Here is a 15,165-nt window from a genome sequence, read left to right as displayed (position 1 = left end):
GCATGAAACGGGGGAGAACATTTTGGCTGAAAAAATGCTGGCACATATGATGATGAAAAGGGAATCGAAGTCGTACGTGGACAGCCTGCATGCGATATTAACGGGGACAGGACAATTTCAGGGAGAGAAATATATGCTTGCAGGCTATACCGGCATGGCCTTTAAACTATCGGTTCATAAGCGATTACTTCCGATGTCAGTAACAGCTTACGGACAGTGGGGAGTGGCCCATCAGGGCGGGATCAACAATCTCGGCCTGTTTACGATATATGACGGGGGACGAAGTCGGCATCCGACATTTGCTTATTATCAGCAGGATGCCGTGAACTGGGTTAGACGCAGTCTGGATGAAGGAAAAGGTGTCATCTACTGGATTCCCGAGTTTGGTGTCATTTATGGATATGATGATGCAGATCAGGTCTTTTATGTGCAGGATGGCTGGAGCAAAGAGCCGCAAATTTTACTGTATGACAACTTTGGATTGAATTTCACCGGTTTCTGGTACTGCCAGATCTTTGGTGATCAGGTGCAGCTTACAGAGCAGGAGATGGTGATCGAGTCTTTGCGACTGGCGATTGAGGACTGGGATATTCCATACCGTTTGTTACCTGATCAAAATATAGCCTCCGGCCGGCAAGCATATGATGTTTGGATTGAAGCACTTCACTCTGGAGATTACGATGGTTCAGGAGCAGCTTATCTTCTGGATTCGTACTGCCAATCGCGTACCGAGATTCGAATGTATTTACATGATGTTCGTGGCTTATGGACTGAACTGGAGCATGCATGGATGTGTTATAACCGGATTGCTGAACTGATCCAGCAGATGAGAGCACTTCTGGTACGGGAAGAACATGGGCTTGCGCTGCAGGAGGATGCCAATGAGCAGCTTGTGCAGTGGCTTGGACAGGCGAAGCTGCTCGAAGAACAGGCGGTGGATTCTTTTCGTACCATATCAGCGCAGTATGCGGATCGTAAACGATCTACGGTACCCCGTTGGGGCACACACTCCGCACGGTAGAATTGGGGATGCAGTGGTACGATGAACAAAAGGAAGGCAGAATGGATGCAGGAATGGGGCTCAAAGCATGAAAAAAATGAGGTTATTGACTGATTTGGCTGATTTAATTCAGCGACCTCAGGCCAATTCGGAGATCACGAATACGGATACGTGGCGATACGGGGCAGGCACCTATGCAGATGCGTTATACCCTATTTTGTTACACAAAAAGTGGACACATCTTCCGCTTTATATGATTGCAGGCATGACAGCAAGTCTTTTTCGTTTCGTGGTGGACCGTCGTCTGACGAAGGAATCCGTATCGGCGTATAACTGGATGGCAGAAAATTTTGCTGCTGCCGATTTCATCGGAGTGACTGCGAGTCAGGCTGCCGGGTTTTCCTTTGAACCGACGTTTCCCCTTTATCAGAAGCAAGCTCTCCATGATATCAAAAATTCGATCGATCGGGGAACTGGGGCGATGCTGTGGCACGATCAATTTGTGGTGGTTGTCGGATACGATGATGACGAGGAAGTATTGTTTTTTTGCACAGGAGATGATCCTGACGTGCTTCGTTTGCCCTATTCCTTAGTCGGCCAGAATAACTCACCGTATTGGTATTATCAAGTGTTGGAAGCTCACCAATCCATCGATATGTGGGAAGTGTGCAAGGAGTCGTTAATCCAGGCTGTATTCAAATGGGAAACGCACGACTATATGCTGCCAGCGCAGGATTACGCTTGCGGTTCTGCCGCATACACCGCGGTTGCGGATGTGCTGCAGTCGGGAAACTATGAGACGCATCAGGCGGCAACGGTGCTTCGCTATTATGCTTATACAAGAGGGGACATCTCCTCATATGTCAGAGCACTTGAACATTTATCGCCGCAGATGGATCAAGTTATTAAAAAATACACAAAACTTGCGATTATCTATGCATCGATTGTTGAATTGTTGGATGATTCCGCGGCGTGGGATGCAAGAGAGCCGGAAAGTGTACAGCGAGTTAGTGCACTTATTCGGAGCGCAGGTGATATGGAACAAGCTGCTATTGATGCGATTAAACATGCTTTTCCCGAAACGATCAACAATCGCTTCTCGGATATTGGGCTGAGATAACACCGCGACACTTTAACATCAAATGAGCTGTACATCAAATGATTTGTAAAAAGACACCAGAGAGGCGATGAGCCAGTCTGGTGTCTTTTTGCGTATGATCCGAGTTTCGAACACAACGTGGATGAACGTTACTTTTACAAAATAATATATAAAATTTGAAATAAAGGTAATCTGAATCCTGATTCATTCCGAATATTATAATATATGGTCTTATTTGGATGGTGAATTCAAGGAATGAATGGGGGCAGAACGATGGTACGGAACCCGGAAACCCTTCAGGAATGTATCGAAAACGCAAGGCAGAGACTTTACCAGATGGCAAACCAATATACGAGTCTGCAGCATCCGGAAGTCATTCGTCAGTCGATGGTGCTGGATGAATTAATTAATGAATATAACGATGCCAAACGCTTCATTTCACGAACGAACCATCATAGCTAGGGTCAAGTGTACGAACGGCTGACTGAACCTCCGAAATTAGTCGTCCGCGTTCTTCGTAGAGCGGCATCTCTTCTTCATCAAACTGAAAATGAATTGTTCGGACATCGCCTTCAGACAGTGTCATATTATGAGATTCTAATTGAATGAGAAATGAGTCATCAAACCTTATTCCATCTCGGTCCCGGTAGCAGTACATATAGTCAATATCCTTTTCTTCAAGCACTAACACACCTTCTTCCGTCAACTTCATCATGGTATCCTCCTTCATAAAGTAGGGTATGCAGTATCTATTTACATTATATAGCGCCTGTTAAAATTTAGGGATAGCTGCATCATACATGACCTGAATATTTTATAACATGAATGATTTCTGTTTCGCTTAGTTGTAGGAGTTTAGTCTTCAAGTAATCGTACGAAAGTCTGACAAGGAAACAACCCATTTCACAAATACACCGAAACGAGGCGGCTGATATCTCATTTCGGTGTTTTTTTTGTGCTTCCTCCGAAGTTTCACGTCAGAGAAGAGACTCTTGATCAGAAGCAAGTAGGGGACAACCGTGCGTAAGACTTATTGTTGCGAGTGCAGTTGAACGTGTAAAATATAGGTGATTTGCGAATGTTAATGCGTATTTTTAACGTTGAATAGACAGGCTGTTGAGCTGATTTGAGATAGAGGCCATCGTGGTTTTAGAACAGAAGTACATACAACATGTTTTACGAAAGGCAGGAGATAGAATGACAGCAGCATTGGAACAAGCTTTGGAAGAGATAGTTCAAGCCATTCATGAATGGTTTGACGAGCAGGCGGCACGTACGGATTTAGAGCAGACGATCCAGCGAACGAAACTGCAGATGGGCATATTCGATGATATCTTTGTTTTGTACAAGCCGGGAAGAACGATTGTAGATAGCCTGGACATGGGATGGGATGAAGGCTCATTATCGACGCAGACGATCCGGTTTACAGAAGAACTGGTACGCACCGAGATCCAGCCAAGGCTGGTCGAGGTGGTTCAGGAGAAATTAGCCGAATGGGCTGATACACCGCTGATTGATTACCGGTTTACGTTTAGAGGCAAATTTCCTACGAGGGACGGGATGCTGAAGCTGACGCTGCTGGAATACATCAACGAAGAGAAAAGACAGCAGCTGCTGGAACGAATTCGTACGTATACGGAGCAAAAACTGGAGAAGGGCGTATACCCGACAAAGCCGCTTGAAACGAACTTTCTGGCAAAACATCTGCTTGATCCTGTGTTGTTTCCCTCTCTGGATACGGCATGGATCATCAGACAATATGAACGGATTCAAACGTTAAATCGGGAGCGGAAGGACGCTCTCGCCGAGCACCGTCATACGATCATTTATGCTTTGACATTATGGGCAGAACGGCAGTTTTTACCTCAGTATTTTGACGTTCAGATTTCAGATTATCGGGAAAATGAATACACGTTGAAGCCAGGCCAGAAGCTTGGCGGACTTGTTAAAGATATAAGTAAGGATAAGGAAATGGATCAGGATTTCGATCTGGCTCAGGCTCAGGATGAGGCTTCACACCCCATCGATCTGCTGCTCTATGCAGCGGTGATGATTCTGCGTTTCGAACCCAGTTACAGCAAGCCAAGGGGGCTCAAATTTCTGGAACTGGCCAAGCAGCTCGGTAGTAAGCAGGCAGATCGGATGTTGACCGAGGGAAGCGGTACATATAAGCCGGAAGATACTTATGTTAAAACGGAGCTGGTGGAATGCCAGGCCAATGATGTTTTTGCACGGATAACGATTCAGATACATCAGGAAGGACCGGGAGCATATCAACAGGCATTAACCTTTATTATTCGTTTGCTGGAGCAGGGATTCCCCAAAAGTTATCATATCAAATTGAAATCCAAAGTGAAGCAGTACCTCCCAATCAAAGGATTAGCCAAATCAGATACACACCGGTTTTTTGCCAATGCGCTGGTATATTCTGAGCTGTATCCTCTACTGGAGCAGTACGCACGAACGGCCATCCAGGAATTTGAGTTTTATGCCGATACCGAAGGGGAGAAAAACGGGATGCCTGGCAGTTATGCCGTCTTTGGGCTTGGACTTGCAGATGAACAGTATTTTCCTCTGGTTCACGATTATATGGAACAGGTCGATGATGAACATCAGATGATTCAGGACAAGTTTATTGCTGCTTTTGTCGATAAATATGGGGTATCAGCAGATTCAGCGCCGCTTCTCGTTCAGAGTTTGCGCCGTTCAACGGACGGACTGAAGCTCAAATTGCTGCCGGAGTTCGAGCAGGAAGAAAAGCTTGATTGGCTTCTTGAACAGGTTCAGCAGCTGGAAGCATATGAAGTAGAACGTGTGCTTTACCCGATTTTTGGCAAGGTGGAGAAACTGACAGCGCTGGCCCGTAAGGCGGAGGGGAAACGAAAAGAATTATTACTGGGGCTGTCAGAGGCCGCAGGCAAATAAACGATTCTGTTACCAATTCAAATAAATGAGCTTGGCGATCCATTAAAGAATGCAGCAGATATCATGAGATGTGATGAGAGGTGGAGCTTGAGATGGAAGCTTTAATGAGAGACGTCTGGCAGGGGTTGTCTGAGCAGGAAAAGCAGGAATGGATGCAGCGCATTGCGCTTCAGCTGCCTGAAGGGATGCAGTATGAGGGGTTGCAGACGTTTGAACGATATGGACAGCGGACTCAGACCGGAGTATTTACACACGATGAACAGCGATTCGTGTTTGTTCCAGGTGATCAGGTAACATTAGGTTGGGAAAAGTGGCATCACGGCATGGATGAGCAAACGACGGCTGATCTGCACGAAACTGCAAGCAGTTACGGGATTAAGGACGTACAATCGTTTCTGGCTGGCCAGATGTCACCTGTACGAGAAGTTAACATCGGACCAATGCTTGTGGAGTGTGAGACCATCTCCCTGGGGTGGATTGAGGTAACCGAGGAGGAAGCGTTTGCCCAGGAGCATGATGATTTTCCTAAAGCCTTAGCCGAATTCAAGGAATCGGGGCTGAATGAATATGAACTTCACCTGGAATTTAAACTGATTCAAGACAAAGGAGAGGTTCGAATTCTCTGGTTTAATGAAGGGATCGAACTGGAGGACATTGTAAGGGAAGAAACAGCGGCTGGATTCAGTTTGTTGACGGAAGACGAGTGGGAGTATATCTATGGGGGCGGATGCCGCACGTTATTCCCTTGGGGCGATCACTTTGACTATACGATGAGACTGAAGCATTTCGGGTATCTCCATAATGCTGATAAAGCCAATCCCCTGTCCGGGGATGAAGATACTGGAACAGAAGCATCCTCTTCAGTTGAACCAAATCATCGACCGTATGATCTGGAGCTGCCGAATTTCTTTGGTATTCAGTTTGCCGGAGATCCATATAAATACGAGCTTACGCTGGATGCAGATGGAGAAGCGATGCCAAAAGGCGGAGATGGCGGAACTCTGATTCATGGCGGAGCAGGCCCACTGCTGGGTTTTCTGCCGGCTGCCTCCGTGTTTTATCGGGATGTGAATGTGGATGAACTGGATTGGGAGGAACTGATGGATACCCTGTATTACAGAAGGGTGATCCGATTAACAGATATGAAGATGGACTAAAGCAAAAAATAGGGGGACAGCATATTTGCTGTGCCTTTTATATTTATAATTGGGTATATATAATCAGGCTTGGCTGCTTAACTTCAGGAATGGGGACACATTGAGCAGCACCCTCGTTCCTTTTACAATAAAAGAATGAGTGCTTTCTAAAGGCGTTCATTTTTGGAAAAGGGGAATACACGTGTCATTATATACATCCTTTCAGTGTAACGGTTCGGAGACGCTGTTTCTATTTGAAATCTTGAATATACCAGAGGCAGAACAGCTTCGGGCAGAGCTGCATGCTGCTGCAGGCCAGGGAGAGGCTGCACCTTCGTACACGCAGCTTCTCAAAGACCTGGTACAGGATCATGTAATAAACATCAACGATCAGGAAATTACGATAGAACCTCAGGTACATACGCTGCTTACGGCTTGCAAGCTGAGCAGTGCGGTAACCCGTCTGGAGTTATGCAGCACGGATCAGGGCAGATCCGTAACGTATGGTTTTTTATCAAGTGATCAGTTGGTCGAGTGGATCTGGAAGCCTGTGCATCATCAGTCCGTATTCACTTCATACCCTTCCTTACAGGATATGTTTCAAGTTCTCGGTAACCGACTGGATATTAATGATCCTCCGCCAGAAGCTGTTCCTGATCTGGGACAAGGGAGTATACGCACGTCCATCGGGGCTGACACGTTGCGCCGCTTGTTTGAATTGGAGATAAGCCCAGCGGGACATAGTGATGAACAAGCGGGGAAAAGCGGAAGAACCGAAGAAGCTAAAGAAACCGATAAAATGCAGGTCATATTGGAAGAAGATAAACATCTGGCTCAGGGCTGGGTGCAGCCCTTGTGCCGCAGTTTAGCTGCTCTAGAGCAGCAGGGCCGATATGAAGTGTATACCCGGGGTGCAGATGAGAGATCACAAGTCATTTATTTTATCGGCAGTACGAGTGGAAACTGGCTCTTTCTTGAAGGGGAGACAGAGGATCTGTTTACCGCATTCATCGTAACAGAGGAAGAGCTGGTACAGAGTCTCTTTCTGCTCACAACACGTTCCATATCCGTTCTTCCCTATGTGCGCTGAACGGGAGGGACGTTACGTCCGAAAAGTTAGGGGGATTGAACATGACAAAGATTGTTATGAAAGCAGCATATCTGAATGCACTTGCCCAGCAGATCGAACAAGTCACTGCACAGCTGCAGCAGGTTGATGGTATGCTGCAGCATGCGATCCAAGGAGCCGCATGGCAATCGGGTAACCGGCAGACGATCATTGGACTGTATCAGGCGCATCAGCAGCGTTTTCAAAGTGCAGGGCAAAGCATGCAGCAGCTGGCTGCTTATGTGAAAACAACCCGGCAGACGATGCAGCAGCAGGATAATGCTGGTGGTCAATTGGGGGTGACGGGTATTAATCTGCTTGCTCCGTTTGATGGGCTGGGCAGCACGGTCGGTACAGTAACCGCGGCTATGGCGGTTGCCCGTCTGGGATATCGAGTGAAGAACGGTTACATGGTCAAAGCTCAGCTGGATCGAAATACACCTCGGGTTCTGGTTCGTGAGAGCCATGATGCAGTCAAAGGCAATAAGGCTCCAAACGGGCGTCCAAGAGACTATAAAATCCATTATTTACGTGACATTGAGGCCAAAATTGCCAACGGAACAGCTACTCCGCAGATGAAGGAAATTGCCGCCATGCTCAAGCCTGGTTATGGAGTCAAATCAGCGCTGACGGACAAGCTGGGATGGGCCAGTGTGGGTATTGATGTATTTACAGATACCAAAGAAAATATTAGCGAAAATGCAGGCACCGACAAGATTGCTGGTGATATTATCGGGAACGTTGTTGTGGGCGGAGCCACCACTGTAGGAGCGACTCTTCTAACCGCAGCCGTTCTGCCAGCAGCAGCACCTGTACTGGCAGTAGGTGCCGTTGGTCTGGGAGTTTCGGTCGGTCTAACCTATCTTGCGGAAGGGATAAAGCTGGATATGGACCTGGACGGTGACGGAAAGGATGATTCGGTGAAGGATGTTGTCAAGCATGGCGCGAAGAAAGCCTGGTCTACCGTGGCGGGGTGGTTTAAGTAGATGGCGAATAAACAGCGTTCAAAACGTTCAGTGCATAAGGGAAATACGTCTGCTGGTCCTGTGATGTATGAAGGGACGCCGTATCCCAAGGAAACGTTCGAGAATTATCTGGTCATCTATGCACCGGATGGTATTCGGCTCAGCGCAGGCACACTCGTTCTGTTTTTTCTCAATGTATTTCTTCTGATACCTATATTCAGTGTACCGTTTCAAGCTTTGTATGCCTATCTGCTGCTTCCGCCGCTGGCTGTTATGAACCTATGGGCCATTGCTCTGATTGCAGTCCCGCGCAGGCTGCAGCTCAATTATGTATTGTTTCGAGGCGTATTCGGACTTGTATGCTCAGCTTCGTTTATGGTAGTTATACAGAAATTCGCCTATGAAGCACTGGGTCTGACTACGCCATGGTATGCGATTGGATCTTTTGCAGTATACTTCTTTGCCTTATCTCAGTATGTAAGGTTTCGTTTACAAAAATTAAAGCAGCCGCCTCAGCGTAAAAAGGAGGACAAAAGTACGGGTATGCCTATTGCTGCCTTAACCGCAGTTACAGGAGGAGCATACCTGCTGGCCAACATTTCACTGGCCTTCGTTACACAGCAGACGGTGGCTGTTGTTCTAATATGTGTATATATCCTGCTGGCTTTTGTTGTCTTTCATTTTGTTATGGATCTGCATCGATATTACTGGCTTCGCCGAGTTATGAATAGATCGGAGTCGGTTTAATTCAGCGAAAAAGCAGGCCTAAGCAAAAGGTCACCAGATATGAGGAGGATGAATAGTTTGGAAAATAATACACCTGCACTGCTGCCCAACGGGTCTGTGATTCGTTTGAAAGAGGGCACCAAAAAACTCGTCATCTATGGACGGAAGCAAATGTTAATGACCGAGCCTCCGCGGCAGTTCGACTATATTGGCTGCCCATATCCGGAAGGTTACATTAATCCGGATTACACTTATGTATTTAACCATGGGGACATTGAGGAAGTTATTTTCAAGGGGTATAGCGATGAAGAGGAAGAGGCTTTTGCAGCAGAGCTTGAGCAGGCGTGACGATTCATTACGTCAATTCTGATGTTGGCCTCGGCTGCTGGTATTCTTGATACAAACGGATCAGTGTTAACGTGACTGATCCGTTTCACGGAAACGTGTCGCAGTCTGCTGCAGCTGCGTGCCTGTCTCCATTAAACCTCGCAAATAACTGCTCACAGTGGTCATACTGTTATTCATGCGCTCCAGAAAATCACGCTGCCGATTGCCTTCCCATTGACCTTCGGATTGATCAATCATCGTTTTGAGTTGGTTAACGATGTCTTGTCCATTCTGCGAAGCTTTGTTGAATTGAACGGCAAGCTGCAGCAGCTCCTCTGGCGACAGATCAATGCGCTGATTCATAGTACACTCATTCCTTTCTATTTACATTTGCAAAATCGGGATAACTTCATTTATTATAACCCTTTCCGCATCAAAATGAAGCTGGACAAAAGCCGCGTTTTGCGAGCAGCATAAACGGCCTATAACCAAGACAAAACACACACTAGACGGCTTCCAGGTCTGAAGAGCGGAAGAGCCGATATCGTATGTGTTTTGTTATTTTATTTATGATCTTATGGGTTTATGATCTGATGATGCCTTATGAGCGTTATGAGGAAGAGGACTGCAATTACTTCATTTTTTGCACGCCTGCAGCCATCTGTTCCAGCTGCGTATGCGTCAATTGGTTGTTGGGCGAGCTGATTGTGACATAACGATCCTCCAGCTTGAAGGTGAGCATGTCGGTTTTGTCCGGTGTGTACCATTTGGCGGATACACCGTTAGGCAGTTTTACTGTTTTGCCGTCATAGCTGAACGAGTAGTCTCTAGGAGACACCGTTACATTCATGCGGTTAAAGACAAAGTTTACGCCATCTCCGCCTGCACCCACACTTTTGAATGTATCTCCCGCAACCATATGTTGTGGTGCATAAGCGGTGGTAAAGCCATCGAATTGAGCAAATGATTTATGGATCTGTTCCAGTTGTTGTTTGGAGTAACTTACATTTTCAAAAGCAGTAATACCTTGATCATTGCCGCTCTTTACTTTTTGTACAGAGACAGCGACTTGTTGCAACTGTGCTTGGGACAGCTTATGATCTGGCGAGCTAAGGGTGACATAACGATCATCCAGTTGGAATGTCAGCATGCCGATATCGCTTGGTGTATACCATTTGGCGCTGACGCCGTTGGATAGTTTCACTTCTTTGCCTGGGTATCCGTCTGAGTAGTCTCTCGGCGAAACATCAACCTTCATATGGTTGAAAATAAAGCTTACACCATCGCCGCCAGCGGCTGCGCTTTTGAACGTGTCACCTGCAACCATCTGCTGCGGAGCATATGCTGCCTCGAAGCCATCGAATTGCGCAAATGCCTTTTGGATAGCTGCTTTCTGTGCTGCGGTATAGGTTACATTGGTTAATGCAGTTGGATTGCTGTTCGTTTCACCAATAATGACTTGTTTGTTCGCACCATCGTAGGTTACAGGCACATGCAGTGCATCAGCCAATGCGCGAACCGGTAGATAAGTCGAGTTATTATACGTGATCGGTGCAAGTTTTTTACCATTCCCGTCAGTCGGTGTGTATGCTGCACCGTCTACATTAAAGCTAATCCCGTGATTGAGGTAAGCCGAGATTTTCTCCAATTGTGTTCCGGCATATACACCGGCTGCTCCGGTTAAGGTCATACCCAGCACCATCATGGTGGCCACGGATTTCTTCATATTTTTTTTCATCATATATATCTCCTTTTAATGGGGGTTATTTTGGTCTTGCTGTTCCTTATGGCTTTATATTACCCTTCGAACATATCCAGAATAATTCTGAATTATCTCCAACTTGTAAACATGTGTAACAATCTTTGCATGATGACGGGTAGTTGTTAACTGACGATCCAGAAGCAGCAGCTTGTACAGGATCGTGTGATTATGGAGGGAGGAAAACGGATGAATGTAAACAGGATTGAGCGGTTTTATAATATTGGACGAATACAGCGCTGTGCTGCCATAGAGCAGGGGAAAAGTTCAGATGCAAAATGCGTTACGTCTTCAGCTGGCAGATTTGTTTTGCGCAAACTGAGAAATCAACAGCAGGCTGTAAATGAAGACAGGCTTCATCGCGTATTATCACTGCATCATATCTCTCCGGCGCTGGTGAATACGCGTAATGGAGGGTCCTATGTTCGTGATCATGATGGGATCTATAACCTGCAGCATTATATTGAAGGAACGAGACCATTTAACCAAGCTTCCATACAGTTTGTGTATTTTGGCCAAATGCTTGCTCAATTTCACAGCCTGATTGGCAGGCTTGAAATCGCTGACCAGCCGGATCGCTTTGCTTTACCTTTGTTGTGGGCACAAGTCTGTGATAAAGTCAGAGGTTCTTCGTCAGCTGTTATTGGTTCACTGGAAGAACATGTACAGCGGTGTATGACGTATGCAGTCAGAGATGAGGGCGTAGTTCACGGTGATCTGGGGGTCTGGAATATGTTATTTACGGAGCAGAGGACGGTTTTGATCGATTTTGGAGAAGCGAGAAGAGGTGATCCACACTTTGATGCGGCTGCCGTGCTAACTTCAATGATTCCTGAAGCGGCAGCTGAGCATGAGTTTTTCTCCGCGTTGGAAGATGTGATGAGAGGGTATGCTGAGGCTGGTGGACTGCTCACAAAAGAACGACTGTATGAGCAAATCCATCTGTGGATACTGCGCGGCTGGTTGGCATCAATCAGAGAGAGGGGAGTTACCTCCCCAGTGGTGAGGTATATTGAGCAGGGCATGCAAAGAATTATAACTTTGAACAGGATGATACTTTAGTGTTCATACAGCCCCAATCAATTGTACAAATACAGTACAAATCCGCCTATGCCCAGTACGACGGCACCCACGTATACATATGTAAGTTTACTCAAATTTTGCCGTGTACGGCGATCATATTCGGGGTTACTGATGCGATTGGCTTTCGAATTTCCGATGATAAGTGTAGCAATTCCGCCAAACAAGGCGATCCCGATAACCAATGCATAAGGCAGCCAAGTCATGAGTTGACCTCCTTTTCCAGTCGATGGAAAGTGTTTGCTTCTATTGTATCTCAGGTTCACTCGCAATGTAAGCTATTATTGAGAAATATAGGAAATTTATGTGATCTGAATTTAAAGGATTTACATACACTATGTAGATGGAAAAATGAATGATATCTATACGATATATTACAGTTTGAGTTGTGTGTTTTAGACTCGGATCACTAGAACTTTATTTTTTTTTAGTTAAAAAAACCTAGATGTATCAAGGAATTGCGGCTTTCTTTATCGAAAGCTGTAATTTTTTTTGCCTGCGATGTGATCCAGAATGGAGAACCGTGCGTTACACCCTATGAAGACAACGACAAAGAACAAAGATACACAAACATACTTAAGGAGTGACTTACCAATGAAGATGAAAATGAAAACTTTTATTGCACCTGTACTTAGCTTGTCGCTGTTAATGCCAGGAATCGCGGGAGCTGCTGCTGCACCCCAGACTTCCACTTCCATGACGATGATGAAAGCATCCGTAAACACCCCTGCGGCTGACCTTAGAGCAAACCTGGATCATCTGCTGTCCGAGCACTTTGCGTTGGCGGTAACGGCTATGGCGAAAGCTTATGATGGAGCAAAAGATGCCGATGCAGCCTACAAAGCACTCGACCAAAATGCATTGGATATGCAGCCGGCGATTGCTTCGCTCTACGGTGAAGCAGGTGCCAAAGAATTCGAACGCATCTTCCGTGCACATAACAAATATACCGACGATCTGGTGAAAGCCACTAAGATGGGCAATCAGGCCGGCATCAAGCAAGCACAGGATAACATCAACGGATTCGTGGATGAATTCTCCACATTCCTGAGCACAGCAACAGAAGGTAAGCTGCCGAAAAACGCGGCTAAACAAGCATTGAAAGTGCATGAAGACCTCGTGCAAAAAGTATTCGATGAGTACGTAGCCGGAGATTACACCGATGCATACAAGGCATATCGTGAAGGGTTCAAGGAAATGTTCGACGTAAGTAAAGCACTTTCCACCGCGATTACTACACAAATGCCTGAGAAATTTAACAACACCAAAGCAGATACCAAAGCAGCTGATTTGAGATCTGCACTCAATCACTTGGCTTCGGAGCACTTTGCGCTTTCCGCTCTGCAAATGCAGGAGCAGTATGATGGGCGCACAGCGGCATCGGGTGCCCTTGTTACAGCAGAAGCTGGAAATACGGCAGACTTCAAAGCCGCGATTGCTTCTATCTATGGTAATGAAGGAGCGAATGCATTCGAGAAAATCTGGGTGACGGACCATGTCAATGCTCAAAGTGATTATGTCAAAGCGGTAAAAGATAATGATGCGACTGCGCGTGCATCCGTGCAAAAACGGATCGACGGATTTACAACGGAGTTCGCTACATTCCTGGATTCCGCAACAGCGGGCAACCTGCCGAAATCGGCAGCACAACAAGCCCTGACGACGCATGAAAATCAAGTGCAAAAAGTGCTGGATCAATATGCAGCAGGCAGCTATGATGCTTCTTACACGACGAACCGTGAAGGCTTCAAAGTGATGTTCGGGGTAGGTCAAGCGCTGGGTAATGCCATTGTGACCCAATTCAACGACAAGTTCCAAGAGACAGCACCTACCATGCCTGCACCAACACCAGCTCCGGACATGACAACAGTATGGATGAAGCTGAACAGCAAAATGCTGAAAATTAACGACAAAACAACGAACATGGATACCACACCTGTACTTTGGAAAAATACAACATACATCCCGCTGCGTTTCCTGAGTGAAGGCATTGGCGCGACAGTGAAGTGGGACAAAAAGGCTCAGCAAGTTACAGTTATGGCCGGTAATGATACACTCGTATTCTGGGTGAATAACACGGTCATGGAAGTGAACGGCACGAAGAAAAACGTTGGTTCCACCGTGTTTGTAAACAAAGACGGACGTACACAAGTACCGCTGCGTTTCATTGCTGAATTGCTGCAATGGAATGTGAAATGGGCTCAGAAAGATGGTTCCATTACGCTGACTAAAGCAATGTAAGGCAAACGTAACGCAAATATCGATGCTGTGCGCCAATACACTTTATCAGTTGATATCATCAATCTCATATTCATACCGAAAAAGCTGTCCATGTGGCAGCTTTTTTGTATTCGCCTGAAAGAGCAAATATTTGGTATAATTAATCGCGTAATCAATTACATAAGCATTCTAATAACTCGAGAAATACAAAGTGTTATTTAATTATTCAAAATGAACATTGAAAGAGGAGGACAGAGGTATGAGTTCAGCATCCCATTCAGAGAAGCCCGCACGAGGTGTGGATACCCGTTTATTTATTGCCTGGGCTGTGTCTGTCATTGCAACCGGGGGAAGTCTTTATTTTAGTGAAATCAAAGATTTTCTTCCATGTGATCTGTGCTGGTTCCAGCGCATCTTTATGTATCCGTTAACGATTCTGCTCGGGATCGCGTACTTCAAGGATGACGTAGGGATTACCAAATACGTGCTTCCACTGAGCTTTATCGGAGGTGGTATCTCCTTGTATCACGTTACTATTCAACGGATCTTCTCGGCTACGGGCAATGCGGTGGCATGCGGTAAGGTACCATGTTACACCGACTATCTGAACTGGTTTGGTTTTATCACGATTCCGCTGCTGGCGCTGATCGCATTTATCATCATTATTGTCATGCTGTGGGGAATTGGCAAAACATCTAAATCTTCTATTTAAGCATTTTTCTTAAACCTTCTATATTAAGTGTTTTTTTAAATCTACGTATGAAGTGTTCTTCTTAAATCTTCGTATGAAGTGTTCTTTTTAAATCTTCGTACTCGGAAA

Annotated in this window: 16 protein-coding genes; 12 read left to right on the top strand and 4 right to left on the bottom strand. The window is 46.0% G+C overall.

What is annotated here, in order from left to right; genetic code table 11:
- The first annotated feature begins 22 nt into the window (after window positions 1-22).
- From MKY97_RS24945 to MKY97_RS24935, 3 genes are all read left to right on the top strand, one after another.
- Window positions 23-1,021: a hypothetical protein gene (locus MKY97_RS24945; RefSeq protein WP_342552897.1), complete on the top strand. Its 999-nt coding sequence runs from the start codon at window positions 23-25 to the stop codon at window positions 1,019-1,021.
- 67 nt (window positions 1,022-1,088) lie between these two features.
- On the top strand, window positions 1,089-2,120 hold the full coding sequence (locus tag MKY97_RS24940; protein WP_342552896.1) for a hypothetical protein: 1,032 nt from the start codon (window positions 1,089-1,091) through the stop codon (window positions 2,118-2,120).
- A 252-nt stretch (window positions 2,121-2,372) separates the two neighbouring features.
- Window positions 2,373-2,561, top strand: a complete 189-nt coding sequence (locus tag MKY97_RS24935) for an aspartyl-phosphate phosphatase Spo0E family protein (RefSeq protein WP_342552895.1) — start codon at window positions 2,373-2,375, stop codon at window positions 2,559-2,561.
- Here MKY97_RS24935 and MKY97_RS24930 read toward each other — a convergent pair.
- Window positions 2,533-2,814, bottom strand: a complete 282-nt coding sequence (locus MKY97_RS24930) for a hypothetical protein (RefSeq protein WP_342552894.1) — start codon at window positions 2,812-2,814, stop codon at window positions 2,533-2,535. The two genes, MKY97_RS24935 and MKY97_RS24930, sit on opposite strands and share 29 nt — an antisense overlap.
- Window positions 2,815-3,296: 482 nt before the next feature.
- On the opposite strand from MKY97_RS24930, the gene MKY97_RS24925 reads away from it, so the two are divergent.
- The 6 genes from MKY97_RS24925 to MKY97_RS24900 all read left to right on the top strand — a co-directional run bounded on the left by MKY97_RS24925 (window position 3,297) and on the right by MKY97_RS24900 (window position 9,307).
- Window positions 3,297-5,024: a DUF6138 family protein gene (locus tag MKY97_RS24925; RefSeq protein ID WP_342552893.1), complete on the top strand. Its 1,728-nt coding sequence runs from the start codon at window positions 3,297-3,299 to the stop codon at window positions 5,022-5,024.
- Between the two features lie 92 nt (window positions 5,025-5,116).
- Complete coding sequence (locus tag MKY97_RS24920) at window positions 5,117-6,181, top strand: hypothetical protein (RefSeq protein ID WP_342552892.1); 1,065 nt, start codon at window positions 5,117-5,119, stop codon at window positions 6,179-6,181.
- A gap of 181 nt (window positions 6,182-6,362) precedes the next feature.
- A complete protein-coding gene (locus tag MKY97_RS24915) occupies window positions 6,363-7,250 on the top strand; it encodes a hypothetical protein (RefSeq protein ID WP_342552891.1) in 888 nt (295 codons plus the stop codon).
- Between the two features lie 41 nt (window positions 7,251-7,291).
- Window positions 7,292-8,254, top strand: coding sequence for a hypothetical protein (locus MKY97_RS24910; RefSeq protein WP_342552890.1), 963 nt, complete (start codon window positions 7,292-7,294; stop codon window positions 8,252-8,254).
- A complete protein-coding gene (locus MKY97_RS24905) occupies window positions 8,255-8,980 on the top strand; it encodes a hypothetical protein (protein WP_342552889.1) in 726 nt (241 codons plus the stop codon).
- Window positions 8,981-9,037: 57 nt separating this feature from the next.
- Complete coding sequence (locus tag MKY97_RS24900) at window positions 9,038-9,307, top strand: DUF4176 domain-containing protein (RefSeq protein WP_342552888.1); 270 nt, start codon at window positions 9,038-9,040, stop codon at window positions 9,305-9,307.
- 66 nt (window positions 9,308-9,373) lie between these two features.
- On the opposite strand, the gene MKY97_RS24895 is transcribed toward MKY97_RS24900, so the two are convergent.
- Both MKY97_RS24895 and MKY97_RS24890 read right to left on the bottom strand, forming a co-directional pair.
- A complete protein-coding gene (locus MKY97_RS24895) occupies window positions 9,374-9,649 on the bottom strand; it encodes a WXG100 family type VII secretion target (protein WP_342552887.1) in 276 nt (91 codons plus the stop codon).
- Window positions 9,650-9,917: 268 nt separating this feature from the next.
- Window positions 9,918-11,027 carry a hypothetical protein gene (locus tag MKY97_RS24890; RefSeq protein WP_342552886.1) on the bottom strand — a complete coding sequence of 370 codons (1,110 nt, stop codon included), beginning with the start codon at window positions 11,025-11,027 and terminating at the stop codon, window positions 9,918-9,920.
- A gap of 207 nt (window positions 11,028-11,234) precedes the next feature.
- Here MKY97_RS24890 and MKY97_RS24885 point away from each other — a divergent pair, with 207 nt between their 5' ends.
- Entirely contained in the window at window positions 11,235-12,107 is an 873-nt protein-coding gene (locus MKY97_RS24885) for a phosphotransferase (protein ID WP_342552885.1), read from the top strand.
- Window positions 12,108-12,124: 17 nt separating this feature from the next.
- Here the strand turns inward: MKY97_RS24885 and MKY97_RS24880 are convergent, their stop codons facing one another.
- A complete protein-coding gene (locus MKY97_RS24880; protein ID WP_311278476.1) occupies window positions 12,125-12,331 on the bottom strand; it encodes a hypothetical protein in 207 nt (68 codons plus the stop codon).
- Between the two features lie 388 nt (window positions 12,332-12,719).
- On the opposite strand from MKY97_RS24880, the gene MKY97_RS24875 reads away from it, so the two are divergent.
- Both MKY97_RS24875 and MKY97_RS24870 read left to right on the top strand, forming a co-directional pair.
- Entirely contained in the window at window positions 12,720-14,366 is a 1,647-nt protein-coding gene (locus MKY97_RS24875; protein WP_342552884.1) for a copper amine oxidase N-terminal domain-containing protein, read from the top strand.
- A gap of 238 nt (window positions 14,367-14,604) precedes the next feature.
- Entirely contained in the window at window positions 14,605-15,057 is a 453-nt protein-coding gene (locus MKY97_RS24870; protein ID WP_342552883.1) for a disulfide oxidoreductase, read from the top strand.
- Window positions 15,058-15,165: the final 108 nt, after the last annotated feature.

This window comes from Paenibacillus sp. FSL R7-0652 (genome assembly GCF_038595045.1).
Classification (GTDB): Bacteria; Bacillota; Bacilli; order Paenibacillales; family Paenibacillaceae; genus Paenibacillus.
Note: the sequence above shows the minus strand (reverse complement) of the source record. Positions and strands in the feature narration are given on the sequence as shown.